Source organism: Streptomyces daliensis (assembly GCF_054782395.1).
The window spans coordinates 32,425-58,580 of record NZ_BAAGSO010000109.1 but is presented as its reverse complement, the minus strand read 5'-3'; the positions used below and the strand labels follow the sequence as shown (position 1 = coordinate 58,580).

Below are 26,156 nucleotides of genomic sequence, written 5' to 3'. Positions count from 1 at the left end.
GCAGGTCGAGAAAGTCACCGGCGGAGAGCCGAACGCGAGACCTTCACGCCGAGGAGACACCCCACCCCGGCACCGGACACCCCCCACCCACGCGCCCACAACCACGGTGGAAACCCGGAATCACGCGGCGCCAGCCGCGACGCACCGGTCCATAGGCCGCGCCGAAGCCACCGGCCAGGCAGCCGAACACGGCGCCCAGCCCAGCCCAGCGCCCCGTGCGACGGCGCCAAAAATGTTGTGGGCAATCGTCCCGCGGGCGGGACGGGTGGGCACAACCCGTGCCACCGGCCCGCAACACGCGAACGAAACCCCAAAGGGGCACCCACACCAGGCGCACCCCCACGAGAAACGCGCACCCCGTGTGGCCTTCACCCCGCACCCCGTGAAGGGGCGCCACCGGTGAAGGGGCAACCCTGTGTTTCCTTCCGCGCCCCGCGAAGGGGTCAGTGCCAGGCGCTGAACTCCGCTTGGCCGCGGGCCGCGGAGCCACCGTTCGTGGCGGTCATGAAGAGGCCCGCGTCCATCGCGTCGCTTGCCTGGGGCACCTTCACCGTCGCGACTTCGCGCCACGACTTCCCGTCGTCCGTGGACAGCTCGCCCTTGAACGCGTTGCCCTTGCGCGACAGCCGCAGGGTGACGGGCGCCTTGACGCCGGTGACCCGTTTGTACGTGTCGAGCGTGCCGTCGCCGTCGGAGTCGTAGGAGAGGGCGACGCCGTTGGCGGGGGTGACCGCCAGGTTGACGAAGCCGGGGGAGGTGTCGGCGGCGCGCTGCCCCCCGGGCGCGGCCAGCGTGTTGCGGGCGACGAGCCCGGCCCGTGCCCAGGGCCCGGTCGCCTCCTGCGAGGTCACCTTCGCGGTGACCGAGTCCCCGTCGCGCAGCGCCCCCTCGCGGTAGACCGTGCCGAACTCCTCCGTGCCCTTCCACAGGTCCTTGCCCGCGCCGTTGATGGCGAAGCGGTCCTTGAGCTGGCCGAAGACGGCGTCGTTGCTGGTCGCCGTGCGCAGGCTCCGGTCCAGGGGGCCGCCGACGTAGAGGGTCCCGTCGTGTCGCGTACGGACGCGGCTCTCGCCCTCGGGCCCGTATTCGACCGTCAGCTTGTAGGGCAGTGGTTCCAGCGGGCGTTTCAGTGGCCGGTCGGGTGCGGGGACGCGCCAGCGGACCGTGGCGCGGGCGCCGGGGCCCACGCGCTTGACGGAGGTGGGGTCCTGGGGCTTGGCGCCGTCGAGTCCGGTGAGGGAGAGGTCGACGGCGCCGGTGGCGCGCAGGCCGTTCTCGTTGCGGAAGACGGCCTTCAGCTCGCCGTCGCCGCCCGCGGGCAGCGCGGGCGGGTCGGCCGTCACGCTGAGGCTGCCCTGGTACGGGGCCTTCGCGAGGGCGTCGTGTACGCGCTGCGCGGTGCGGTGCGTGTCGCCGACGGGCCGCAGCGCGTGGGTGTCCGTCTTCTTCGTCCAGGGCTCTTCCAGCGCGTACCAGTCGAAGCTCTTGGGCGCCCTGTCCTGTTTCAGTGCCTCCTCCAGCTCTTCGAGGTAGGCCCGCCACTGGGGGAGGTGGAAGTCGCCGATGAGGCCGTGCCAGTCGCGGTTGGCGTAGTTCGCGAGGCGCCCGGGGTCGGCGGCCGGGCGGTCGGCCCAGGTGGTGATGAGCACGCGCGCGGTGCGCTCCAGCGCGGCCCGCTCGGACGCGGCTTTCCGTTCGGACGCGGCGAAGCGTTCCTGCGCGGCGGCCATCTCGTCCGCCGTGGCGTGCCCGCCCCCCTCGGCCCAGGCGCCCGCCCAGGGGTCCATCGCGGCGGACATGGGCTCCTCGCGGGCCCGCCCTGGCGCGGCGGAGCCCGCCATGTTGCGTGCCGCCTCCAGCCAGGGGCCGAGCAGGAAGGAGCGGTGCGTGCCGGTGATGTCCTCGCTGAGCTGCATCAGCTTCAGCCAGAGCGTGGCGAGCTTGCGGAACGCGGCCGTGTCCTTGGCGCGGTAGGCGGACTGGAGCTGTCCGATCAGCAGCCAGGAGCGGTTGGCGAGGGCCTGGCGGGCGGCGTCGGCCAGGTCGTAGCGGTAGGCGTCGCTGCCGCGCAGTGGCTGCTTGACGGCCAGCAGCCCGGCCAGTGCCCCGTCGAAGTCCGGCAGGTCGAAGGCCGGGGTGTGGGTGGCGAAGTAGGTGCCGGAGCGGGCCTCCAGGCTGGGGCGCGCGGCGAAGATGGAGTCGTGCGGGCGGCCGTCGGTGCTGCTGATCTCGTACGCCGTGTCGCGCAGCGCCGTCAGGGCCCGGCGTGCCGCGCTGTCGTCGCCGCCGTAGCGCAGCCGCGCGTAGTCGTCGAACCACGCCTTGCGGTCGACGGCCTCGCGCCGCCACGCCAGCTCGCTGAACAGCTCGAAGGCGGCGGGGTCGCGGTGGGTGGCCTCGGGCATGTAGGCGGTCCCCGCCAGCGCGCTGCCCTGCCGGTCGCGCCACTGGGTGAAGCGCTCGGTCCACATGTGGGTCTTGGCGCCGAGGGTGGTGCGCCCGCCGAAGTTGGGGATGGTGCCGAACGCGTACGGGACCCCGCCCCAGTCCTTCTCGCGGTCCGTGACGCGCTCCAGGTCGGAAAGGCCGTCGACGATGAGCATGCGCTCCTTGCGCGAGACGCCCTCCAGGACCTCGCGGCGGGGGTTCTCCTGCCAGCCGAGGATGACCCAGGTGGCGTCGCGCACGGAGCGGTGCAGCGCGTCCTCCACGGCCCGCGCCGCCTCGGGCACGGGGACGTCGCCCGGGTCGCCGCCCTCGTGGAGCAGGTCCATCTTGACGTGGCCGATCTCGCCGAAGAGCGTCCGCTGGTGGCGGTAGAAGGCGTCGGCGACCTTGCGGAAGACCTTCGTGCGCGGGTCGAGCCAGGCGGGCCTGGGCAGCCCGTTCCAGGTGCCCTGGGGGATGGTGCGCCCGCCGGAGTTGCGCTTGGCGAAGTCGCCGGGGACGGTGCCGAAGTAGCCGGGCAGCACCGGGCTCATGCCCAGCTCGCGCATGCGCTTGACGATCCGCTGCGCCAGTTCGGTGCGCCGCTTCAGCAGCCCGGCGCTGATGGGGCCGCCGTACTCGGCCATGTTCTGGAGCAGCCACCAGGGCTGGTGGCTGGGTGCGGGGATCCAGGCGCGGGCCTCGGCGTCGCTGTAGCCGAAGTCCTTGAGGAGCCGGTGGTACACGGCCTCGGAGCCGACGGTCACGAGCACGCGGTTGCAGCCGTGCACGGCCAGCACGTCGATGAAGCGCTCCCAGTGCGGCCAGTCGGCGTAGGGCGCCGTGTAGCCGTCGTGGGTGTCGTTGAGCGCGAAACGGTGCGGGACGGTGGCCTCGCGCTCGTACGTCTCCGCCGGGGCCGGGAGCGTCTTGGGGAGGTCGAGCTGGGTGCCCGCCCAGGAGATGTGGGCCGCGCACGTGTACTTGAGGTACCAGTGCAGGCCCGTCAGCACGGCGACGGGGCCGGTGCCCGCGATCTCGATCGCGCCCGCCGTGCCGGTGACGCGGAAGCGCTCGCGCGGGCCCTGCGCCTTGCGGCTCCGGTCGCCGCCCTTCTCGTCGCTCGTGTCGTCGAACCAGTCGCCGGAGCCGCCGCCGACCCAGCCGTCCGCGTCGCCGCCACCGGTGTCCGCGCTGCCGGAGTCGCCGCCCGTGTCCGCGCCGCCGGTGTCCGCGCTGCCGGGGTCGCCGCCCGGGTCCGCGCCGGGCTCGCCGCCCGTGTCGCCGCTGCCGGTGTCGCCGCCCGTGCTCCCCCCGGTGTCGCCGCCCGTGCTTCCACCCGTGTTCCCGCCGGTGCTCGCGCCCCCGGAGTCCGTCAGCTCGCTGATACGGATCTGTCCGCTGTGGTCGGGCAGCAGCCGCGCCACCGCCTCGCGCGCCGGTCCGAGAGTGTCCGCAGCGGGGGCTGCGGCGTGCACCACCCGTCCGGCACCGATCGCCCTACCTCCCGTCGCCGCCACCGAGGCCGCAACCGCTCCGACTCCCAGGACGTGCCGTCTGCTGAGCTCCACAGTCCTCACCTCTCTCGTCCGGTCGAGGGGTGGGGAAGCGTAATCATGTGATCAACGGCGGTCGAGACCACGCGCGGAGGGTCGGCGGTGGTCTCCCGCGATGGTCTAACCAGGTCATCCGACAGCGCCGGATCCTTCGGCTAACCGGGCCCGGAGCCGCCCTTGTCCAGATAGGCCAGTACGGCCAGGACACGCCGGTTGTCGTCGTCGGACGGCGGCATGCCGAGCTTGCCGAAGATGTTGGACGTGTGCTTGGCGACGGCACGCTCGGTGACGAAGAGCTGGTTCGCGATGGCCGCGTTGGACCGGCCCTGCGCCATCAGCTCCATCACCTCGCGCTCACGGGCCGTCAGATTGCCCATCGGCTCGTCCTTCGCGCGGCGCGACAGGAGCTGCTGGATCACCTGCGGGTCCATCGCCGTGCCGCCCTCGGCGACGCGCCGCACACCGTCGACGAACTGCTCCGCGTCGAAGACCCGGTCCTTGAGGAGATAGCCCACCCCGCCGTTGCCGTCGGCGAGCAGCTCCCGCGCGTAGAGCTGCTCCACGTGCTGCGAGAGCACGAGCACCGGCAGCCCGGGGCGCCGCTGCCGCGCCTCCAGCGCGCACTGGAGCCCCTCGTCGCTGAACGAGGGCGGCAGCCGGACGTCGACCACGGCCACGTCGGGGTCCAGCTCGGCCAGCGCGCGGGTCAGCTCGGGGCCGTTGTCCACGGCGGCGGCGATCTCGAAGTCGTACGCCTCCAGCAGCCGGACCAGCCCGTCCCTCAGCAGGAACAGGTCCTCGGCGATGACAACGCGCACGCGATCTCCAGGGTGGCCTTACTCGGCCCGCCGGCACCGGCACGGGCGCCGACGGCGGGACAGCGCCGAATCTACCGGGGGCCGGGCTGAGCGGCGGCGGCGTGACGGGGCTCACGGGACGGCCGTACCCCGTCCGAACAGGCGTTTACATCTGGTTCACACAAGAGCAACGGATGAGAAACGGCTGGTTGTGAAGGTGCTTCACGCAGGGCTCGGAGAGTGCCCGCGAGCCCGGAGCCGCCGCACGGCGATCAGTCGGGCAGCGCTCCGGAGTCCGCCCGCACAGCCCCGCACCCGTGAGGACGACACCGTGACCTTCAAGGCCGAGTACATTTGGATCGACGGCACCAAGCCGTCCGCCAAGCTCCGCTCCAAGACCAGGATCCTGGCGGACAGTGAAGAGCTGCCCACCTGGGGCTTTGACGGTTCCAGCACCAACCAGGCCGAGGGCCACGACTCCGACCGCGTGCTGAAGCCGGTCTTCTCCTGCCCCGACCCGATCCGCGGCGGCGACAACGTCCTCGTCCTGTGCGAGGTCTTCAACGTCGACGGCACCCCGCACGCCTCCAACACCCGCGCCGCGCTCCGCCCGGTCGCCGAGCAGTTCGCGGCGCAGGAGCCGATCTTCGGCATCGAGCAGGAGTACACGTTCTTCGAGGGCGACCGCCCGCTCGGCTTCCCCGAGGGCGGCTTCCCGGCCCCGCAGGGCGGCTACTACTGCGGCGTCGGCGCCGACGAGGTCTTCGGCCGCGAGATCGTCGAGAAGCACCTCGACCACTGCCTGGCCGCCGGTCTCGGCCTCTCCGGCATCAACGCCGAGGTCATGCCGGGCCAGTGGGAGTTCCAGGTGGGCCCGCTGTCCCCGCTGGAGGTCTCGGACCACATGTGGATCGCGCGCTGGCTGCTCTTCCGCACGGCCGAGGACTACGGCGTCTCCGCGACGCTGGCGGCCAAGCCCGCCAAGGGCGACTGGAACGGCGCGGGCGCGCACACCAACTTCTCCACGAAGGCGATGCGCGAGGGCTACGACGCGATCATCACCGCGTGCGAGTCGCTCGGCGAGGGCGACAAGCCCATGGAGCACGTCTCGAACTACGGCACCGGCAGCCAGGAGCGCCTGACCGGAGCGCACGAGACCGCGCCCTGGAACGAGTACAGCTACGGCGTCTCGAACCGCGGTGCCTCCGTGCGCATCCCCTGGCAGGTCGAGCAGGAGAAGAAGGGCTACATCGAGGACCGTCGCCCGAACGCCGACGTCGACCCGTACGTCGTCACCCGGCTGATGGTCGACACCTGCTGCACCGCGCTGGACAAGGCGGGCCAGGTCTGACGGCCTGACGGCTCCCGCCGCGCGGTCCGGCCCCTGAGCGGGCGGGGCCGCGGGGGCGGGCGGCCGGGACGTGCGGAGTCCCGGTGCGAACGACGTGGCGTGTCCCGGCCTGCTCCTCCTGGCCGGGACACGCCACGTGGTCGTGGTGCCTGGACACAGGGTCAGCGCAGGGCCGCCTCGGCGCGCGCGAGGATCTCGGTCACGCGCTGCGCGAGGCGTACGTCGCACGGCGGACCCGCCTCGGCTGCCGCTTCCACACCCGTTCCGCTCGCCGCAGAGATCAGCGCGTCGATCGCACGGGCGAACGCCTCGGCGGGGCCCTCGTCGCGCTCGGGCAGTGCCGCCACCCCGGCCGTGCCCCGCACCTCGGCCGTGACCCCTGACGCCTCGGGCGGTACGGAGTGGCTGAGCGTGGCCGTGCTCGAAGCGCCGCTGGTGTGACGCAGCGTCAGGTGGACGGTGTCGCCGTGTCCGCCCGCCGCGTGCACGTCGTCCAGCGAGCGGACGTCGCCGAGCAGCGGCAGCAGCACCGAGAGCGCGTGCGGCCCGATGTCCCACAGCGCGCCGCGCTCGCGCCGCCACGGCGAAGCGGCGTACGGCGAGTCGCCGCCGCCGAAGACGGGCGAGAGCCAGTCGGCCCGGCCCAGCAGCCAGCCTTCCTCGGCGCGCCGCGCGCGCAGCCAGCTCGCCGACGGTTCGCTGAAGTGAAGCGTGAAGAAGACGACGGACGCCACTCCGGTACGGTCGACGGCCGCCGTGACGCCGCGCGCGCCCTCGACCGTCGTCGCCACCGGCTTGTCGAGCAGCAGATGACAGCCCGCCTCGGCGGCCCGCACCGCGAGCGGGGCCTGCACGTCAGGGGGCAGCGCGACGGCGACCGCGTCGCAGTCGGCGAACAGCGCGTCGACATCGTCGTAGGGCCGCGTCCCCAGCTCCGAGGCCAGCTCCAGCGCGGCCTCAGGGCGCCGCCCCCACACGCCCACCAGCTCGACGCCCTCGTGCGCGGCGAGCGCGGGCCCGTGGGTCCGCCGCGCCCAGGGGCCCGTGCCCAGCAGCCCGAACCTCACGCGCCCGCGCTCCACACCGAGGCCCCCTGGTCGTGGTGGCTGACGTGGCTGACGTACGAGCCGCGCGCGAGGTCGCTCACGTCGACGGAGGTGTGCAGGGCGAACCCGGGCGTGGGCTTGATGTGGTCGCGGGCCAGCCCCAGGACGGCGCGGGACAGCTCGGCCTTCACCTCGGGCGTGCGCCCCGACAGCAGGGACACCTCGATGTGGACCATGGCGATGTCGTCGGCGCCGTCCGCGAGCACGCACTCGTCGATCCGCCGGAAACGGGTTTTGCAGCCCGCGACGGTGCCCTCGATCGTCCGGGCGACCAGCGGGTGGAGGGCGAGCCCGAACCCCCTGCGGTCGAAGGTGTCGGCGAGGGTGTCGGAGTAGTCGACGGTGATATGCGGCATGGGGGCAGGGTAAAGGAGGTGACTGTGTGGAAGGCGTGGCCCTGCGCGGGTCGGCGCGGTACCGCCTCGCGGCGCCCCTCGCCCGGCGCAACCGGGCTGCCGGGGCGGTCCGTGAGCCCTCTCAGCGGGCCCCGGAACCGGACAGGCGACCGGTCCCGGGGCGGGTGCGGAAGGGCTCAGTCCGTACGGGCTGTACGGGCCGTGCGCGCGCGGCGGCGCGCCCGCACCCCCAGCACCGCGTCCACCGTGAGGAACGCCACCAGGCCGATACCGAACAGCGGCAGGAACCAGCCGACGACGGCGGCCACCGCGACCAGCGGCAGCAGCGTCGGCAGCGGGACCCGGCGCCACGCACCGCGCTGAGGGGGTACGCAGTGGTGCCACCACATGCGGTAGCCGAGCACGATCAGCGTGATCAGCGCGCCCGCGAGCGCCATCAGCAGCACCTGGTTCGCGAGCCCGAACAGCAGGCCCTGGTGGCCGTCGATGCCCCAGCGGGTCAGCTTCGCGAGGAGCGGATAGTCCTTGAAGTCCAGCCGGTCGACGACCTTTCCGTCGGACGGGTCGACGGCGATCTGGTCCAGGTGGTGCGGCCACTGCTTGTCGGTCTGCGCGACGACGTAGGCGGAGCCGGGGCCCGAGGAGGGGGTGATCTCGATCGGGCCGCTCAGCCCCTGGCCCTCGCGGGCCACGGTGAGGACGCGGTCGAGCCCGACGTCCTCGGGCTCGGCGGGGTGCCCGGCGTGTGCGTCCCCGTGCCCTTCGTGCGTCCCGTGGCCGCTGTGGTCGCCGCCGCTCCCGTGCCCTTCGTGACCGGTGCCGGTGCCCTCGCCGGTGTCCGTGTCGGCCGAGACCGTCGGTGTGGCGCTGCCCACGCTCGTCCGCAGCGCCTCGATGTTGGCGCCCGCGTACGCGGACCAGGACAGCCCCGTCGCGGACAGCACGAGCAGCCCGAGGGCCGCCCAGAGGCCGACGGTGCCGTGCAGGGAGAGGGTGCGGCGGGCGCCCGTCGTCCCGCGCAGCTTGCGCTGCCCGCGCGCCCTGCCCAGCCACAGCGCGACTCCGCCCAGGGCCACGACCCACAGCCAGCTCGCGGCGAACTCGCTGTAGAGGCGCCCGGGTTCGCCCAGATGCAGATCACGGTGCAGGTGGTCGATCCACGCCCGCACGGGCAGCGCCCCCGAGCTGCCGTAGCTCTCCAGCGCGCCCTGGACCCTGGCGGTGTAGGGGTCGACGAAGACGGCGAGGGAGTTGTCGGGGTCGGCCACGCTCGGGTCGTCGAGCAGCACGCGGGTGGCCGCCTCCGGCTCCGACGAGGGGCGTACGGCGGTGAGTTCGCCGTCCGGGTGCGCGTCGAGCGCGGCCTCGACCTGGCGCGAGAGCGGCAGCCGCGCGGGGTCGCCGTGCGGGCCGCCCTTGGGAACGTCGACGGTCAGCTCGTCCGCGTACACCGCCTTCTCGATCTGGAACGAGGCCGCGTACAGCAGCCCCGTCACCGCCGCGACGAGCAGGAACGGGGCTATCAGCAGCCCCGCGCAGAAGTGCAGCCGCAGCACCAGCGGGCGCAGCGCCTGCCAGCCTCCGGCGCGGGGGGAGGGGGTGGGCGCGGGCGTCCCTTCGGCGCGTGCCGCGCCCGAACCGGGCCGGTCGTGCGGTGGGGTCTCCGGGGTGTCTGGGGTCTCTACGGACATGCGAGGTCCTCCGGTCTGCCGCCGCGCGGACGCGCGCGTCCATGACCTGCGGGCCGACGGATCGACGGGCCGACGGGGCGGCCGTCCGCGCGGAGTCGGGTGTGGTGTGCCACGCCCCCGGCTGCCGGCGGACCTCTCGGCCGTCGGACGTCAGACGTCAGGCGGGTGCCGGAGCGACGGGCGTGGTGGAGCGGGGTGCGGGGCCCGTCGGCGGACCTCGGCGGGAGACCGTGTGGAGGAGCAGCGCGCACGGAGGACGCGGGGTCCGCGCGGGCGAGCGGCGCCGTACGGGGCGCGGTGCGGGAGCCGTCGCGCAGGCGCCGCGTACCGCCGCGCACAGCGCGAGCGGCGGCAGGGCGAGTGCGGCAAGGGCACGCAGCAGCCCGAACAGGGCCCGCTCACCGCGCCACAGCCACAGCGCGCAGAGCAGCGCGGCGAGCAGATGCGCCGCGAGCATGGTGGCCGAGCCGTGCCCGGTCGGCCCGAGCAGCTCCGCCCACTGCGAGGGGCCCGGCCCTCCGGCACCGGCACCAGCACCAGCTGCGGCACCGGACCCGGCGGCACCCGCGTCCATGGAGCCCATGGAGCCGGGGGAGCCCATGGGGGAGTGCGCCATGTGCGCACCGTGCCGCCCGCCATGGCCACCGGGTGCGGCGTGACCGCCATGCGACTGGTGCCCCGTACCCGCGAGACGGCCGAACAGCAGGTGGAGCGCGGCCTGCGCACCGAGCAGCCCGCCCCCGATGGCGAGCGGCCCGCGTTGACGTCGTGCGCCGAGCCAGCCGAGCACGGCCACCCCGGCGAAGGCGGCGCCGAGCACCCGTGGCGGGAGGCCGTGGCCAGCCGCCGTCGCGTGTCCGGCCCCGGCGAGCAGCACGCACACCGCGGCGAAGAGGAAAGCGCGCGCGGTGCGTAGCGGAGGCGTGACGGTGCCGCTCATCGGGCGGCATCCTGCCACGCTTCGGCCTCTCGACGTCGGCCGCTCACCGGCTGGGCACACCGGTCACGGTGCTGCGCCGCAGTCCCGCTTGTCTCAGCTCTGTCACCAGATCCGGGATCCATGTACGCAGCACTCGCGTGCGGCTAGCGTCCCGTTCCGCACGAACTGGAATTCGATCGCCGACAAGAAAGACGCGAGATGAAGCTTCGCAGAACCCGCATGACCATCGGCACGCTCATGTTCGCCGGCGCCGCCGTCACCCTCAGCGCCGGAAGCGCCTCCGCCATCAACTGGGACCACACCAGGACGTACGACGGCGCGCGTGTCTACTTCGAGGAGCACGGCGACATCGTCAAGGTGTGCGACACGTCGAAGAACGGGCATGCGGCAGAGGCCAATGTCTACGAGAACAGCCCCGGCGACGTCGGCTACACGATCACCGTCACCACGGGCACCGGCACCTGCAAGTCGCGCAGGGCGAGCCAGGGCCCCATGTACAACCTGATGGAGGGCAACAACACCTACATCAATCTCGACGGCAACGGCGGCACGTCCTACACCTACAAGTGGCTCAACGACCACTGAGGGACCGCCGTCGCGAAGTCGCCGGTGTGAAGGTGAAGGTGAAGAGGCCGGAGTGATCCCGGTGGAGCGTGCTCAGGCTGGTCGCGGAGGACAGCCCTGAGCAGCCACCGACGGCTCTTCCCCGCCATCCCCTGGCCGCGGGCCGGCCGTACACACTGGTCGGCACCGCGATGAGGCGACACACCCCGAACACCGAAGGGCCGCCCCTCCAAAAGGGGCGGCCTTTCCGCTATGTGTCCCGCGTTCCGTCACCGGCGCGGACGGCGGCGGACGGGGGTGGCGCTAGGTACACCCCGGTCCGGGTGCCGGTCCCCGTGCCAGCGGTGTGCCGCGCACCGCAGACTGGACGCGGAAGCGCGAGGCGCGGGACGGGGACGGGGCCCGGACCGGGCAGGGGAGAGGAAGCAGCGACGTGACGAGCCAGCCGCACGGGAACGGGCGCGAGGAACAGGGCCGGGAGGGCGCGGGCACGGGCACGGCCACCGACCGCGGCACCGGCACCGGCGCTGATCGCGGCACCGACAGTGGCCCCGACCGCAGCACCGGCACCAGCACCGGCAGCGGCACCAGTACCGGACCCGACCGCAGCACCGGACCCGCCGACGCCACGCCGCACGCGCGCCGTCGCCCGAGCCTGGCCGAACGCGCCAGGGACGCCGCGATCGCCGCCGTCCAGGGCCTCACGCTGATGGGCCTGTCCATCGGCGCCTCGCTCGCCCTGTTCATCCTGAGCGTCGTGTCGATCGCGCTGATCCTCGTCGGGGTCGGCGTCTTCACCACGCCCCTGGTGACCAGCCTGGTGCGGATGCACGCCAACCAGCGGCGCGCGTTCGCGCTGGAGTGGGCGGGCCTCCCCGTGCCCGCGCCGTACCGCCCCCTCCCGCGCGACCTGCGCACCGGGGTGACCGGCGTCGTCGAGCGCTGCACGTACCTGCTCAAGGACCCGGCCACCTGGCGCGATCTGGCCTGGCTGCTCACCGACGCGGTCGCGGGCTTCGTCTGCGCCGTCTTCCCGCCCGCGCTGGTCGCCTACGGCGTGTGGGGCTACGTCCTGCTCGCGGGCGTCTGGCAGGCGGTACGGGACAGCTACTGGTACGCCTTCATCCCCGTCACCGGCTTCTTCAGCGCCGTGCTGTGCGCCTGCCTGGGGACCGCCCTGCTCGCCGTGGCGCTGCGGGTGAACGTGCCCCTCATCAAGGCGCACTTCCTGCTCGTCAAGCTGATGATCTCGCCGAGCCGGGGCGCCGAGCTGGCGCAGCGCGTGGAGCGGCTGTACGAGACACGGCACGACGCGGTCGACTCGTCGGCCGCCGAACTGCGCCGCATCGAACGCGACCTGCACGACGGGGCCCAGGCGCGGCTGGTGTCCATGGGCATGAGCCTGGGCACCGTCGAGGCGCTGATCGAGAAGGACCCGGCGCAGGCGAAGCGGCTGCTCGCGCAGGCCAGGGCGAGTTCGGCGGCGGCGCTGACCGAGCTGCGCGACCTCGTCCGCGGCATCCACCCGCCGGTACTGGCCGAGCGCGGTCTCGGCGACGCGGCCGAAGCGCTCGCGCTGCGCACGCAGATCCCCGTGGAGACGGACATCGAACTGCGGGGGCGCTTCGAGGAACCCGTCGAGTCGGCGGCGTACTTCGCCATCAGCGAGGTGCTGACCAACGCGGCCAAGCACTCGGGCGCCGAGCGGGTCTGGCTGGACGTCCACTACAGCGAGTCGGCGGGCGGCATGCTGCGCATCGCGGTCACGGACAACGGCTGCGGCGGCGCCGACCTCGCCAAGGGCTCGGGCATGGCGGGCATCGAGCGGCGGCTCGGCCAGTTCGACGGCATCCTCGCGGTGAGCAGCCCGCCCGGCGGGCCGACGATGGTCACGATGGAGATCCCCTGCGTGCTGCGGCCCAGACGCTGACGGAACCGGGCCGACGGCGCCGGGTCGGCGTGACGGGGCTGGCGTGACGGGGTCGGTGTGACGGGGTCGGTGTGACGGGGTCGGTGTGACGGGGTCGGTGTGACCGGGCCGGTGTGACGGGGTCGGTGTGACGGGGTCGGTGTGACGGGGTCGGTGTGACGGGGTCGGTGTGACCGGGCCGGTGTGACGGGGTCGGCGTGACGGGGTCGGCGTGACCGGGCCGGTGTGACGGGGTCGGCGTGACCGGGCCGGTGTGACGGGGTCGGCGTGACGGGGTCGGCGTGACCGGGTCGGTGTGACGGGGTCGGCGTGACCGGGCCGGTGTGACGGGGTCGGTGTGACGGGGTCGGTGTGACCGGGCCGGTGTGACGGGGTCGGTGTGACGGGGTCGGTGTGACCGGGCCGGTGTGACGGGGTCGGCGTGACCGGGCCGGCGTGACGGGGTCGGCGTGACCGGGCCGGTGTGACGGGGTCGGTGTGACGGGGCTGGCGTGACCGGGCCGGTGTGACGGGGCGGTGCCCGGTCGGCTCCGCCCCGTCACACCGCCCGCCCCGTCCGTCACTCAGCGCGAGAGCGCGTCCCGTACGGCCTCGTCGGAGCGCGCGACGAGCGCAGTGCCGTCGTCCGCCGTGATGATCGGGCGCTGGATCAGCTTGGGGTGCTCGGCCAGCGCCCGGATCCAGCGCTCCCGCGCGTCCGCCTCGCGCGGCCAGTCCTTGAGCCCCAGCTCCTTGGCCTCGGCCTCCTGCGTCCGCACGATGTCCCACGGTTCGAGCCCGAGCCGCTCCAGCACGGCACGCAGCTCGTCGGGTCCGGGCGGGTCCTCCAGATAGCGCCGCACCGTGTACGAGGCGCCCTCCTCGTCGAGCAGCTTCAGCGCGCCGCGGCACTTCGAGCAGGCGGGGTTGATCCAGATCTCCATGCACCCACGGTAACGACCCGCGACCGCCCGCCCCACCCCCGGCAGGGGAGGGGGTGGGGCGGGCGGGGCGCCGCATCAGCCCAGCGCGGCGACCCGTTCGCGATAGCCCCGCACGGGCGCCGCGTCGCGGTAGGGCTCAAGGCGGCGCTCGAAGTCCCGTACGTACTCGTGCGCCCGCACGCTCCGCATCTCGGCCGCCTGCTGCGCCGCCTCGGCGCCCAGCGTGCACGCCTGCTCGATCTCGCCGAGCCCGAGCCTGGCCGTGGCCAGCACCACGCGGCAGAAGAGGCGGCTGCGCGCGTACCCCGTCCCGCGCAACTGGAGCGAGCGCTCCGCGTGCTGGGCCGCCGCGCGGTACTGCTGGAGGTCGCGGTGGCAGTGCCCGAACTCGTCGGCGAGCTGCGCCTCGTCGAAGAAGCGCGCCCACTGCGGCACCTCCTCGCCCGCACCGGGCCGCGACGTCTCCAGCGCGCGCTCGGCCCGCGCCAGCGACGCCGTGCACGCCCTGACCTCGCCGAGCACCCCGTGCCCGCGCGCCTCCGCCGCGTGCAGCAGCGCCTGGACGACGGGCGGCGCCGCCGTCCCCACGCCCTGCTGCGCGACCCGCGCGAGCTGCACCGCCTCCCTGCCGTGTCCGAGATACACGGCCTGGCGGCTCATGGTCACCAGGACGTAGCTGCCGTAGGCGCGGTCGCCCGCGGCCTGGGCCAGCCGCAGGGCCTGGACGAAATAGCGCTGGGCGAGGCCGTGCGCGGCGATGTCGTACGACGTCCAGCCCGCGAGCCGGGTCAGATCGGCTGCGGCGCCGAAGAGCCTGCGTCCGACCTGCTCGCCGTAGACCCCGCGCAGCATCGGCTCGGTCTCGTGCTCCAGATACCGCACCAGGGCCTGGCGCGCGTGGCCGCCGCCGTAGGCGTGGTCGAGGGCGCGGAACAGTTCGCAGACCGAGCGCAGCGCGTTGACGTCCCCGGCGCTCACCCGCTGTCCTGGACCGCGCTCGACCCGGTCCATCCGGGAGGCCGCCGTCGCCGCCGAGGTGGCGGCGGCAGCCGTGACCCCCGGCGCCGCGGCGGGGGAGGCGGTCAGCGCGTGCGCGCCGCCGGGCGCGGGGCGCCGCCCGGGGTAGCCCGCGTGCCCGGGGCCGTGGCCGGACCCGTGCGCGGCGGAGCCGTGCACGCCAGCGCCCGCCGGAACGGGCGAGGCGGACGGCTGCCCCGGACCCGGACCCGGACCTGGGCCCGGACCGCCCTGGCCCCGTAGCTGCGCGGGGACCCGCGCCCTGTTCCCCGGAGCCCCCGGGGTTCCGGGCGCCCCTCCCGGCGGCCCGCCGGGTCCGCCGCCGGGGCCGCCCGATTCCGGGTCGCCGCGCGCGACGCGCTCGTCGGCCCGGCCGATCAGCCAGTCGCGGCTGGGCACCACGAGCCCGGCCGGGGTGAACGCGATCTTGCGCAGCTCGGCATGGCTGCCGGAGTCCTTGCGCCACAGGCCGCTGACGATGTCCACCGCTTCGGTGGGCGTCGCGGCGAATTCCAGGCCCGCGTAGACGGGCGCGCACGCGTCGAGCCCCAGATCCTGCGCGGTCAGCCGACGTCCCAGCCTGCGGGTGAAGACCTCGGCGATCAGCGCGGGCGTCGTGCCCCGCGGCTGCTGGCCGCGCAGCCAGCGCGTCACCGAGGTCTTGTCGTAGCGGAGATCGAGACCGTGTTCCAGGCCGAGTTGATCCACGCGCCGGGCGAGCCCGGCGTTGGAGAACCCGGCCTCGGCGATCAGTGCGGCGAGCTGGCGGTTGGGGATGCGCTGTGGGGAGGACTGGGAGGAAGCGCTCCCAGGTCGTTCCATCGTCATCAGCTTTACGGTCTCCTGCCCTACGGCTTGCGGCAGACGCCGGGGCGCCCTGCGGAACGGCGCGAATGTAACGGCCCCTCGTACATCCCTCGGCCTCTTCGTCGCGTATTCATCCGTACGTGTGAGCCGACGGGCGCCTGCCAGGACCGCCGGGGACGGCCGTACAGTGGCTTCCAGGGCGCGATCCCGGGCCTCCGCGATCCGGAGCCCGGCACACCGTAGGAGGAGCTGTCGTGAGCGAGCTGCGCTTTGTCCACCTGGGGTTCGGCGGGGACGCCGTCGACTACCAGGAGGCGTGGCAGGAGCAGCGCAGGGTGCACGCCGCGCGCTTCGCGGACGAGGTCCCCGACACCTGTCTGCTGCTGGAGCACGCCCCGGTCTATACGGCCGGACGGCGCACCGCCGACAACGAGCGCCCGCTCGACGGCACCCCCGTGGTGGACGTCGACCGCGGCGGCAAGATCACCTGGCACGGTCCTGGCCAGCTCGTCTGCTACCCGATCCTGAAGCTCCCCCGCCCCGTGGACGTGATCGCGCACGTGCGGCGGATGGAGGAGGCCATGATCCGGGCCTGCGCCGACTTCGGCCTGGAGGTCACCCGCGTCGAGGGGCGCAGCGGTGTGTGGGTGCTGGGCGACCCGGTGGAGTCGCGCCCGTCGCCCGGCGGCCTCTCGCTGGACCTGGCGCCGGGCCTCGACGGGGCTGCCGGGCAGGGCGACGGGGAGGACGACGAGTTCGACGCCCGTCTCAAGGGCCCCGAGTACGCGCCGTCGAACGCGGGCCAGCGCGGCGAGGACCGCAAGCTCGGCGCGATCGGCGTCCGCGTGGCCAAGGGCGTCACGATGCACGGCTTCGCGCTGAACTGTGACCCCGACAACACCTCGTTCGACAAGATCGTCCCCTGCGGCATCCGCGACGCGGGCGTCAGCTCGCTCTCGAACGAGCTGGGCAGGAATGTCCCGGTGGCCGAAGTGCTTCCTGTAGTGGAGAAACACCTGCGCGAGGTCCTGGAGTCCACGGAACCGCTGCCGCGCGCGGTGTGAGACCCGAGTAAGCCAGCACTGAACCAGCACTGAGAACCGACGGGGGGCGACCCCCGGAGCCCGGAGAAGCACAGGCGTACCCTTATGGGCGCCGAGGAATCGAAAGTACGTAAGTACGTAGGGAGCCGGACGTGTCCGCTGTCGCACCCGACGGTCGCAAGATGCTCCGCCTGGAGGTCCGGAACAGCCAGACCCCCATCGAGCGCAAGCCCGAGTGGATCAAGACCCGGGCGAAAATGGGCCCCGAGTACAACGCCCTCCAGAGCCTCGTGAAGAAGGAGGGGCTCCACACCGTCTGCCAGGAAGCGGGCTGCCCCAACATCTTCGAGTGCTGGGAGGACCGCGAGGCCACCTTCCTCATCGGCGGCGAGCAGTGCACCCGGCGCTGCGACTTCTGCCAGATCGACACCGGCAAGCCCGCCGAGCTGGACCGCGACGAGCCGCGCCGCGTGGCCGAGTCCGTCCAGCAGATGGAGCTGCGCTACGCGACCATCACCGGCGTCGCGCGCGACGACCTGGACGACGGCGGCGCCTGGCTCTACGCCGAGACCGTCCGGCAGATCCACGCCATGATGCCCGGCACCGGCGTCGAGCTGCTGATCCCGGACTTCAACGCGGTGCCCGAGCAGCTCGCCGAGGTCTTCTCCTCGCGGCCCGAGGTGCTGGCGCACAACGTCGAGACGGTTCCCCGGATCTTCAAGCGCATCCGCCCCGGCTTCCGCTACGAGCGCTCGCTGGAGGTGATCACCCGCGCCCGTGAGGACGGCCTGGTCACCAAGTCCAACCTCATCCTCGGCATGGGGGAGACCCGCGAAGAGGTCAGCGAGGCCCTGCGCGATCTCCACGAGGCGGGCTGCGAGCTGATCACGATCACCCAGTACCTGCGCCCCACGCCCCGCCACCACCCGGTGGAGCGCTGGGTGAAGCCGCACGAGTTCGTGGAGCTCCAGCAGGAGGCCGAGGAGATCGGCTACGCGGGCGTCATGTCGGGACCGCTGGTCCGCTCCTCGTACCGCGCGGGGCGGCTCTACAAGCAGGCCGTCGAGGCGCGCGGCGCGAAGGTGGCGTAGCGCCGCCGCCTTCCGCCGCCCGAGCCGCGTGTCAGCGCGGCGTCAGCATGGCGCGAATACGGCGTGAGGTTCGACGCACATCCTTTCGAAGTCTTTGACCCTCCGGTCATGCGCTGGTAACACCGGAACGTGACGCTGGACTGACGCGGAGTACGGGGGATGTACGGGGGCCACGGGCGCGTGACCGGGCGCACGCCCGGCACGGACCCGAGCACCACAGCACCGCACAGCACGACTGGCACGGCACGACCGCGGCACACGCACGACCGCAGTACCCGCACAGCTCATTCCGTACCCACACGCCACTCCACGGAGGGGATCCGCCTTGCAGACCACGCTGCGCGCGTTGGAAAGCTTGGAGAGCCTGCTGTTGCGCCGGGGCAACCTGACGGCGCGCCGAAACGCCTGGACAGCGGTCCTGGAGGACCGCCAGCGAGCGAAGGCGCGTACGGAGGCACAGCGCATTCTGGAGGCCGCGAAGACCCGGACTCCGGCCGCCACGTAAACTTCCCCGCATGGCGAGGAAGGGCAACGCAGAGAACACTGCGAATCCAGGGCGGCTCAAGCAGATCGCCCTGACGTACAAGATGACCCGGCGTGCGGACCGGATGATCGGCTGGATCCTGGCCGGCGTGGGGCTTGTCACCTTCGGTGTCCTCCTCGCGATCGGCTTCCTGATCGGCCACCCGGTCTACGCGGGCATCCTGGGAGTCCTGCTGGGCTTCCTGGCGGCGGCGATCGTCTTCGGGCGACGCGCAGAGAAGGCCGCCTTCGGGCAGATGGAGGGCCAGCCGGGCGCGGCCGCCGCGGTGCTGGAGAACATCGGCCGCGGCTGGAACGTCACCCCGGCCGTCGCGATGAACCGCAACCAGGACGTCGTCCACCGTGCCGTCGGCAAGGCGGGCATCGTGCTGGTGGGCGAGGGCAACCCGAACCGGGTGCGCTCGCTGCTCGGAGCCGAGAAGCGCAAGATGGCGCGGATCGTGGCCGACGTACCGGTGCACGACATCGTCGTGGGCGACGACGAGGACAAGGGCCAGGTGCCCCTGAAGAAGCTCCGCACCAAGATGCTGAAGCTGCCGCGCACTCTGGCGGGCGGCCAGGTCACCGAGGTCAACGACCGCCTGCGTGCGCTCGGCGATCTCATGAGCAACATGCCGATCCCGAAGGGGCCGATGCCCAAGGGGATGCGGATGCCGAAGGGCGGCCAGGGCGGCGGTCGCTGACCGGACACTTGCTGTCGTATACGGCGCGGGGGCGGGCTGAACCGGCACCGCTCCGTACGACAGGGGCCGTACGAGGGCCGTAGAAGGACCGCAACAAGGGTGAGGGCGGCACGAGGCGCGGTAGCGCTCCCGTGCCGCCCTCACTCGTAGCGCCCGTAGCGGAAGCGGTCGCCGCGTCCACGGCCGTGCCTGGTCGACTCCGGACCCGAACCGATCGGATCAGGTCCTGAACCGGTCAGATCCGGACCTGGACCGCGCCGGAGAGGCGGTCGTGGAGGCCGCGGCTGTCGCGGTCCCAGATGAGCGCGGGGATGGCGAGGCCGAGCAGCACCGTCCGTACGGCCGTACGCCACAGGGGCAGCTTGCCGTGCCCGTCGACGGCGATGACGCGCAGCCCCAGGAGGCGCTTGCCGGGCGTGCAGCCGATGGTGCCGACGGTCAGCAGGCTCATGACGAGGAAGACGGCGAGGGCCCAGTTGTTGGCGGACTGGAGATCGCGGCCCGCGAGGAGTCCGTAGCCGATCAGCACGCAGAGCGCCCAGTCGATGAAGATGGCCCCGAAGCGGCGGCCGACCGGCGCGATGGAGTTCGGGCCCTCTTGGGGGAGGCCGAGCCGCTCACCGCGGTAGCCGAAGTCCGCGCCCATGTCCTCTGCGGTGGCGCGGGGTCCTGAGAGCCACGAGCCGATTGCTTCCCTGTTGTCCACCCGTCAACGGTAACGCGCGGGAAAATGACCTTGCCCGCAGGTCACCAGGGGCCGACGCTCGTATCCTGGTTAACATCGGCGAAACAAACGGGTCATGCTTGAGAAATGGCCTCTGCTTATGGTCGGGCATCAGCGCGCCACCGCACTGGCCTGCGCCCCGCAGCAATTCCCGTCCCCTCGCGGCGGGACTAGGAGGAGTTGGATGTTCCAGAACGCCGACGAGGCCAAGAAGTACATCGCGGACAACGATGTGAAGTACATCGATGTCCGCTTCTGCGACCTGCCCGGCATCATGCAGCACTTCACGGTCCCGGTCGAGACCTTCGACCCGGCCGAGAGCCTGATGTTCGACGGCTCGTCGATCCGCGGCTTCCAGGCCATCCACGAGTCCGACATGGCGCTCGTGCCTGACCTGTCCACGGCTCGCCTGGACCCCTTCCGTGCGGAGAAGCACCTCAACATCAACTTCTTCATCCACGACCCGATCACCGGCGAGCAGTACAGCCGTGACCCGCGGAACGTGGCGAAGAAGGCCGAGGCGTACCTCACCTCCTCCGGCATCGCCGACACCGCGTTCTTCGGCCCCGAGGCCGAGTTCTACGTCTTCGACAGCGCCCGCTTCGAGACCAAGGCGAACGGCGCGTTCTACGAGATCGACTCCGAGGCCGGCGCCTGGAACACCGGCGCCCTGGAGGACGGCGGCAACCGCGGCTACAAGGTCCGCTACAAGGGCGGCTACTTCCCGGCCCCGCCCGTCGACCACTTCGCCGACCTCCGCGCGGAGATCAGCACCGAGCTGATCAAGGCCGGTCTCCAGGTCGAGCGCCAGCACCATGAGGTCGGCACCGCGGGCCAGGCGGAGATCAACTACAAGTTCAACACGCTGCTCGCCGCCGCCGACGACCTGATGCTCTTCAAGTACATCGTGAAGAACACGGCCTGGCGCAACGGCAAGACCGCGACCTTCATGCCGAAGCCGATCTTCGGCGACAACGGCTCGGGCATGCACGTCCACCAGTCCCTGTGGAGCGAGGGCTCCCCGCTCTTCTACGACGAGCAGGGCTACGCGGGCCTCTCGGACACCGCCCGCTACTACATCGGCGGCATCCTCAAGCACGCCCCGTCGCTGCTGGCCTTCACCAACCCGACGGTGAACTCGTACCACCGCCTGGTGCCCGGCTTCGAGGCCCCGGTCAACCTGGTCTACTCGCAGCGCAACCGCTCCGCGGCGATGCGCATCCCGATCACGGGCTCGAACCCGAAGGCCAAGCGCGTCGAGTTCCGCGCCCCGGACCCGTCCTCGAACCCGTACCTCGCCTTCTCGGCGCTGCTGATGGCGGGCCTGGACGGCGTCAAGAACAAGATCGAGCCGGCCGAGCCGATCGACAAGGACCTCTACGAACTGGCCCCCGAGGAGCACGCGGGCGTCGCCCAGGTCCCGACCTCCCTCCCGGCCGTCCTCGAGGCCCTGGAGTCGGACAACGAGTACCTCCAGGCGGGTGGCGTCTTCACCTCCGACCTGATCGAGACCTGGGTCGACTACAAGCGCACAAACGAAATCGCCCCCATGCAGCTCCGCCCGCACCCGCACGAGTTCGAGCTGTACTTCGACATCTAAAGAGCGGGGTCGGGCGACCTGGGAGGGCACCTGGGAACATGCGTTGACCTGCGAAGACACTGCTCAGCAGTGCTCGTTGTTCCCGCTTGTTCTCCACCCCCTTGTGCACCGCGTGTGCACCGCCCGACTGATTCTCTGACGTAGCGTCAGCAACAGCGAGGCCGTCACTCTCATCAGGGTGGCGGTCTCGCTCTGCAGCGTGTGTCCTGTACCGACCCTCGGTGCGTGCGGGCGATCAAGGAAAAGGGTGGGCTTCGGCCCAGGCGTCGGTGACATCCTGTGTTGGTGGACATAGTTTTCCCCGGCCAACTGGGCACGGTCGAACGAGAATCCCGTGCCGCTGCGCAAGCACTGATCGGACGTCTGAAGCTCACCGCGCCTCATGCGCTGCCGACGAAGCAGCAGGATGTTGCCTTCATACCGGTGACCCGCGCGCAGTGGAAGTCGGTACTGAAGGGCGCCGATCTGCCCAGGCTTCAGCAGGAAACCGACGAGACGGCGATGGAAATCCTGCTCCTGCGGACCGCCTCCGGCGCGACGGTCGGGAAGCGACTTCCAGAGTTGTTGCAGCGTCTCGACAGGTCGGTTGTCGCCCTTAGCGCCGTCGCAGGTGAGGTATCCCGGTTCACCCCTTCCCGGACCAGCGCGACTGAGCGTGGGTTGGCCGCTGACCTGGCGCAAGCGAATCAGTGTGAGGCGCAGGCGCTGTTCGCCTGCCTTGAACAGGGGTGGCTAGAGTCCGCCTGGGATCCGGTAAAAAGGCATGCGTACGTCCAGCAGTCCGGGCGTCACCGCAGCTCAGAAGGGGTGTGAATGATGTAACCGGACGTCAAGCTCAGGATGGCCAGCCAGTGGAAGTCCGGCCCGGGGAGACACCAGGGTCCCCGGTAGCTGACTCCCGGCGTCACTCGAAATGGTGGCGTCGAAGTGGAGTGACAAGCGCCCTTCGGGGGCGTGCGACTGACCAGTCCGCAACATGAAGTGAAGCCTGCAGCGTCGTCATTTAACCCCCGCCCGCGGACGGGCCAAGGAGGAGCCGAGCCTGTGCTTGTTCGGCGAAGGCCACGGAAGGTGATCTTGAACCTGGGGCGGTCGCCGAAGAACCTCTCGGCGTAAGGGGCGTGGAATGGTCAGAAGGTTGTCCTGGGAACTGGAGAGAGCCTCCTCGGCCCCGGGTGTGCGGCCCGGGAAGCGTGACTTGCCTATAACCGGCAGAACCGGGAAATGGTGGGTTGCCGAGAGGCAGTCGGAGGGGGTCGTAGTAGTGGTGATCGGCGGGACAACACAACCCGCCGGGAGCGAAGGGCCCCTGCTTCATCGATGCGGATCGCGAACAGGGAGGGACCCGGATGAGTGCCGTATCGGCTAATTCCATCCGCCGGGAGGAAGGCGCCGCAGGGCCGGGCGGCCGTCCTTTGGACAAGGTCCGAGCCTTGCAGCGGACGCTTTACCGCTGTGCCAAGCAAGAACCCGAACGCCGGTTTCATGCCCTGTATAGCCATGTCCACCGCATGGACGTTCTTCGGCGGGCATGGGCCGGTGTGTGTGTGCGAACCGGGGAGCCCCCGGCGTGGACGGTGTGACCGTCGACTCGGTGGCAGCCTCGGGGGTGGATGTGTTCCTCCAGGACCTGTCGGAGAAACTGCGGACGTATACGTATCGTCCGTCGGTACTGCGGCGGGTCCAGATTCCCAAACCGGGGCGGCCGGGCGAGTCCAGGCCGCTTTTGATTCCCACCGTGGCGGACCGGGTGGTGATGACGGCCGTGAAACTGGTCCTTGAACCGGTCTTCGAGGCCCAGTTCACCGAGGCGAGTTACGGTTTCCGGCCCAAACGGTCGGCGATCGACGCGTGCGAAGCTGTGCGCGTCGCCGCCAATCAACGACGGGATTGGGTTTTCGAAGCCGATATCCGGGACTGTTTCGGGACGATCGATCACGACGCGCTGATGGCCCAGGTGGCCCGGCGCGTGGTGGACCGGCCGATGCTGAAGCTGATCCGGTCCTGGCTGCGGATGGGCGTCCTGGAGGGCGGGGTGACCTCTCTGACAGGGGCGGGAACCCCGCAAGGTTCACCGATCTCCCCGCTGTTGGCGAATATCGCACTGCATGTCCTCGACGAGGTGTGGCAGGACGAGGGCCGCCGGCTGGGAGTGCTGGTGAGGTACTGCGACGACTTCGTGGTCTTGTCGCCGACCAGGCAACGGGCAGAACAAGCCCGGGAATTGGCGGCGTTGGTGCTCGGGCAACTGGGGATGCGACTACATCCCGAGAAGTCGGGCATCACCTGTCTCACCCGAGGCGGGAAGGGCTTTGATTTCCTTGGATTCCACCACCGGAAAGTCGAGTCGTGGAAATGGCGGGGCAGGTTCTACTTGCAGCGCTGGCCTTCGGCCAGAGCGATTCGGGTGCTGCGGGAGAAGATCCGCGCAGCCACCGGCCGCTCGAAGAGCGAGCGGCCGGTGGCTGCCGTGGTCGCCGATCTCAACCCGGTCCTGCGGGGCTGGGGTGCGTACTTCCGCAACGGGAACTCCGGGCGGAAGTTCAACGCGGTCGACGGCTACGTCCATGAGTGGCTGGCGATCCTCACCAGCCGGAAACATGGCCGAGCGGGCCGAAACTGGGCCACTCGTTACACCTATAAGTGGATCACACGGCTCGGGGTCTACCGCCTTACCGGAAACGTACGCAGGGCGACAGCGCATGCCAGTCGGTGAACGATGTCGGAAAGCCGTGTGCGGGAGAACTGCATGCACGGTTTGAAGCGGCGGGGACTGGAAACGGAGCCGCGAGCCACCGCGCCAGTCCCCGACCCTACTTAGGGAAGTACTGCCGTAGCAGGCCGTTGGTGCTCTCGTTCGAGCCGCGTTGCCAGGGGCTGGCCGGGGCGCAGAAGTAGACCGGGACGTCGGTGGCGATGGTGAACGCGCCGTGGCAGCCCATCTCCGAGCTCTGGTCCCAGGTCAGGGGCCGTCTGAGGTGGGATGGCAGTGTCTGGACCATGGTGACCAGAGCCTCGCGGACGCTCTTGGCACCGTGGTCACCGGGCAGGTGCAGCAGGACGTAGCGCGTGGCGCGCCCAACCAGAGTGCCGATGGCAGACTTGCTGTTCTTGCCGATGATGAGGTCGCCGTCCCAGGGCCCGGGGACCGCCCGGTCCTCGGCCCTCGGCCGGACGCTCGCTGATCATGACCATCGAGGGAACGAACCGGGCTGGTAATGCTGGCGCCGGGGCTTGCGCCGGACATGGCCGGTGCGCAGGGCACGGGCCAGCTCGCGGCGCAGTTCTCCGCGCCCTTGGACGTAGAGGGCCTGGTAGAGGGTCTCGTGGACCACGTGCATCTCCGGCCGGTCGGGGAACCGTGTCCGCAGATGCCTGGCAGATCTGCTCCGGGTCCCATCGCAGGTTCAGGTGGTCCTGAATGAAGTTCCGCAGCTGCGGACTCCGGCCGATCTTCCCGGGCTTGGGGCGGGGCCGACGGGCATCGGCGCATGCCTGGGCGGTGTGCGGGCCGTACTGGCCGATGGCCGGGTGGCGGTTGCGGCGGATCTCCCGGCTGACCGTGGACGGGCAGCCCAGTTCGGCGGCGATCACTCGGACGGCCGCCTTCTCTCGCAGCCGGTCGGCGATGTGGATGCGGTCTTCCTCGCGCAGGTACCGGGACAGCCCGCCAGACGCTGCCACCACGTTGAGCGGTGGCAGCGCCTTCCGGTTTCCGTATCCGTGACGCCCGTTACGCCACTTCTTGCCGGTCCGCACGTCGACCCCGATGATCCGACACGCTGCCCGCTTGCTCACGCCTTGCTGTTGAACTGGGGTGTTGCGACGACTCCTAGAATCCAAGGAGGTTCCACGCCCGGGCTGCTGCACGTACGCGGCCCCGGGTGCACAGAGTGTCGACAAAGGCAGCCAGGTGCCCCTGAGCGGTGCTGCTTTCCCAAGCGAGCCCTCATGGCGAAGCGGAAGTTGGCTGAGGTCGGCGTAGTTCATCGCCCGCCGCTCGCGTGGAGGGCACCGTTCTCAACATCGTCGACATGGATGATGGCATCCGGGATATTCTTGAAGTGCATGAGGGCCTTGACGGAGATCTTGTAGCCCCGCCCCGCCCTCGCTGCGGGGAAAGGGAATTGTCCTGCCCTGATGAGCCGATGCGCGGCGGACTCGGCGATCCCCATCACATCTGCGGCTTCCCGGAGTCCGATGAATGAGGGGTAGAGATCGGAGAGGTAGTAGTAGAGGTTTGGGTCGGAGATCCAAGATCGGGAAAGTCCCGAGATCCTAGACTGGCTGACCGAGCCCGAACGGCTACCAGATCGGAGTCCGTCGTGGAAACCCCGAAGAACATCGAAGTGTCCCTGCGTCTGAAACAACGCCCCGACGCGTTCGCCTCCGAGCTGTTCCGCGACATCGGGATCGCGGATACTTGCGACATCGATGATCGACGACATTCTGAGCGTGGAGTCCTGCGTGAAAAATTCCTGCTGGTTTAATATCTCGACGTCATCTGTCGAGCACTCGGAGGAATTGGCATTCCCAATCCGGAAGGCCATCTCGAAGGCTGCCTTGACCATACGGTCTCTGACGTGACGGGGTGATACGCCCATGGCTGTGCCTGTCCAGACCTCCAGGGCGGCTGCCACCATGGACGACCGAATTTCTTCGCGTTCGACTTGGAAATCATAGGAGATCCTCGTGGACAGCGAGCGGAAGCAGGGAATGATGCAGTCGAGGATGACCAGCCGCCACGTGTCGTCGCCGTCCAGGTCACACAATCTGCCCATGGCTATCATGGACTCCCACTGGCGCGAGGTGGCGGCTGATCGAACTCCCGACGAAATTGCAGTGGAACGGAACTTGGAGTAAGTGGGATGTCGTTTGATCTCACACTCCCGAACATCTCCCACATGCACGCAGACCGGCTCTTCCCCGAAGATTTCTCGAACCTTCCACTCGATTCGATCGAAAACATCCGGCATGACTTTCCCCTTGATCAATCGCCTTCGATTG

General features: G+C 71.0%; 20 protein-coding genes and 1 pseudogene. 10 read left to right on the top strand and 11 right to left on the bottom strand.

The window, feature by feature from the left end; translation table 11 throughout:
* Positions 1–443: 443 nt before the first annotated feature.
* Complete coding sequence (locus ACYVOO_RS30855) at positions 444–3,998, bottom strand: alpha-N-acetylglucosaminidase TIM-barrel domain-containing protein (RefSeq protein WP_461019010.1); 3,555 nt, start codon at positions 3,996–3,998, stop codon at positions 444–446.
* 140 nt (positions 3,999–4,138) lie between these two features.
* Positions 4,139–4,801 (bottom strand): LuxR C-terminal-related transcriptional regulator, encoded by a 663-nt coding sequence (locus ACYVOO_RS30850; protein ID WP_461019009.1) that lies wholly within the window; start codon positions 4,799–4,801, stop codon positions 4,139–4,141.
* Between the two features lie 310 nt (positions 4,802–5,111).
* Here ACYVOO_RS30850 and glnII point away from each other — a divergent pair, with 310 nt between their 5' ends.
* Positions 5,112–6,131 (top strand): glutamine synthetase, encoded by a 1,020-nt coding sequence (gene glnII / locus ACYVOO_RS30845; protein ID WP_461019008.1) that lies wholly within the window; start codon positions 5,112–5,114, stop codon positions 6,129–6,131.
* 161 nt (positions 6,132–6,292) lie between these two features.
* Here the strand turns inward: glnII and ACYVOO_RS30840 are convergent, their stop codons facing one another.
* The 4 genes from ACYVOO_RS30840 to ACYVOO_RS30825 all read right to left on the bottom strand — a co-directional run bounded on the left by ACYVOO_RS30840 (position 6,293) and on the right by ACYVOO_RS30825 (position 10,224).
* The gene (locus ACYVOO_RS30840; RefSeq protein WP_461019007.1) at positions 6,293–7,198 is read right to left on the bottom strand and encodes a Gfo/Idh/MocA family protein; all 906 of its coding nucleotides are present in this window, start codon (positions 7,196–7,198) and stop codon (positions 6,293–6,295) included.
* Positions 7,195–7,593: a 5-carboxymethyl-2-hydroxymuconate Delta-isomerase gene (locus tag ACYVOO_RS30835; protein WP_461019006.1), complete on the bottom strand. Its 399-nt coding sequence runs from the start codon at positions 7,591–7,593 to the stop codon at positions 7,195–7,197. The genes ACYVOO_RS30840 and ACYVOO_RS30835 overlap by 4 nt, the downstream gene beginning before the upstream one ends.
* Before the next feature lie 176 nt (positions 7,594–7,769).
* The gene (locus tag ACYVOO_RS30830) at positions 7,770–9,284 is read right to left on the bottom strand and encodes a PepSY-associated TM helix domain-containing protein (RefSeq protein ID WP_461019005.1); all 1,515 of its coding nucleotides are present in this window, start codon (positions 9,282–9,284) and stop codon (positions 7,770–7,772) included.
* A 157-nt stretch (positions 9,285–9,441) separates the two neighbouring features.
* Complete coding sequence (locus tag ACYVOO_RS30825) at positions 9,442–10,224, bottom strand: hypothetical protein (protein WP_461019004.1); 783 nt, start codon at positions 10,222–10,224, stop codon at positions 9,442–9,444.
* A 198-nt stretch (positions 10,225–10,422) separates the two neighbouring features.
* On the opposite strand from ACYVOO_RS30825, the gene ACYVOO_RS30820 reads away from it, so the two are divergent.
* Entirely contained in the window at positions 10,423–10,809 is a 387-nt protein-coding gene (locus ACYVOO_RS30820) for a hypothetical protein (protein ID WP_461019003.1), read from the top strand.
* Positions 10,810–11,497: 688 nt separating this feature from the next.
* Positions 11,498–12,718 (top strand): sensor histidine kinase, encoded by a 1,221-nt coding sequence (locus ACYVOO_RS30815; protein ID WP_461019020.1) that lies wholly within the window; start codon positions 11,498–11,500, stop codon positions 12,716–12,718.
* Between the two features lie 563 nt (positions 12,719–13,281).
* On the opposite strand, the gene ACYVOO_RS30810 is transcribed toward ACYVOO_RS30815, so the two are convergent.
* The gene (locus ACYVOO_RS30810) at positions 13,282–13,641 is read right to left on the bottom strand and encodes an arsenate reductase family protein (RefSeq protein ID WP_461019002.1); all 360 of its coding nucleotides are present in this window, start codon (positions 13,639–13,641) and stop codon (positions 13,282–13,284) included.
* Between the two features lie 75 nt (positions 13,642–13,716).
* Positions 13,717–15,486, bottom strand: a complete 1,770-nt coding sequence (locus ACYVOO_RS30805; protein WP_461019001.1) for a regulator — start codon at positions 15,484–15,486, stop codon at positions 13,717–13,719.
* Positions 15,487–15,719: 233 nt separating this feature from the next.
* Between ACYVOO_RS30805 and lipB the strand changes: the two genes are divergently transcribed.
* The 4 genes from lipB to ACYVOO_RS30785 all read left to right on the top strand — a co-directional run bounded on the left by lipB (position 15,720) and on the right by ACYVOO_RS30785 (position 18,825).
* On the top strand, positions 15,720–16,529 hold the full coding sequence (lipB, locus tag ACYVOO_RS30800; RefSeq protein WP_461019000.1) for a lipoyl(octanoyl) transferase LipB: 810 nt from the start codon (positions 15,720–15,722) through the stop codon (positions 16,527–16,529).
* Positions 16,530–16,660: 131 nt separating this feature from the next.
* A complete protein-coding gene (lipA, locus tag ACYVOO_RS30795; protein ID WP_453346472.1) occupies positions 16,661–17,599 on the top strand; it encodes a lipoyl synthase in 939 nt (312 codons plus the stop codon).
* 235 nt (positions 17,600–17,834) lie between these two features.
* A complete protein-coding gene (locus ACYVOO_RS30790) occupies positions 17,835–18,104 on the top strand; it encodes an SCO2195 family GlnR-regulated protein (RefSeq protein ID WP_461019019.1) in 270 nt (89 codons plus the stop codon).
* Between the two features lie 10 nt (positions 18,105–18,114).
* Positions 18,115–18,825, top strand: coding sequence for a DUF4191 domain-containing protein (locus ACYVOO_RS30785; RefSeq protein ID WP_461018999.1), 711 nt, complete (start codon positions 18,115–18,117; stop codon positions 18,823–18,825).
* Between the two features lie 235 nt (positions 18,826–19,060).
* Here the strand turns inward: ACYVOO_RS30785 and ACYVOO_RS30780 are convergent, their stop codons facing one another.
* Entirely contained in the window at positions 19,061–19,531 is a 471-nt protein-coding gene (locus tag ACYVOO_RS30780; RefSeq protein WP_453346469.1) for an RDD family protein, read from the bottom strand.
* A 202-nt stretch (positions 19,532–19,733) separates the two neighbouring features.
* Between ACYVOO_RS30780 and glnA the strand changes: the two genes are divergently transcribed.
* The 3 genes from glnA to ltrA all read left to right on the top strand — a co-directional run bounded on the left by glnA (position 19,734) and on the right by ltrA (position 23,865).
* Positions 19,734–21,149: a type I glutamate--ammonia ligase gene (gene glnA / locus ACYVOO_RS30775; protein ID WP_453346468.1), complete on the top strand. Its 1,416-nt coding sequence runs from the start codon at positions 19,734–19,736 to the stop codon at positions 21,147–21,149.
* Between the two features lie 285 nt (positions 21,150–21,434).
* Complete coding sequence (locus ACYVOO_RS30770) at positions 21,435–21,962, top strand: hypothetical protein (RefSeq protein WP_461018998.1); 528 nt, start codon at positions 21,435–21,437, stop codon at positions 21,960–21,962.
* A gap of 718 nt (positions 21,963–22,680) precedes the next feature.
* Positions 22,681–23,865: a group II intron reverse transcriptase/maturase gene (gene ltrA / locus ACYVOO_RS30765; RefSeq protein ID WP_461018997.1), complete on the top strand. Its 1,185-nt coding sequence runs from the start codon at positions 22,681–22,683 to the stop codon at positions 23,863–23,865.
* Between the two features lie 100 nt (positions 23,866–23,965).
* Here ltrA and ACYVOO_RS30760 read toward each other — a convergent pair.
* Both ACYVOO_RS30760 and ACYVOO_RS30755 read right to left on the bottom strand, forming a co-directional pair.
* Positions 23,966–24,992 (bottom strand): annotated as a pseudogene (locus ACYVOO_RS30760) (IS30 family transposase); the annotation flags it as partial.
* Positions 24,993–25,135: 143 nt separating this feature from the next.
* Positions 25,136–26,125: a helix-turn-helix domain-containing protein gene (locus tag ACYVOO_RS30755; protein ID WP_461018996.1), complete on the bottom strand. Its 990-nt coding sequence runs from the start codon at positions 26,123–26,125 to the stop codon at positions 25,136–25,138.
* Between the last annotated feature and the right edge of the window lie 31 nt (positions 26,126–26,156).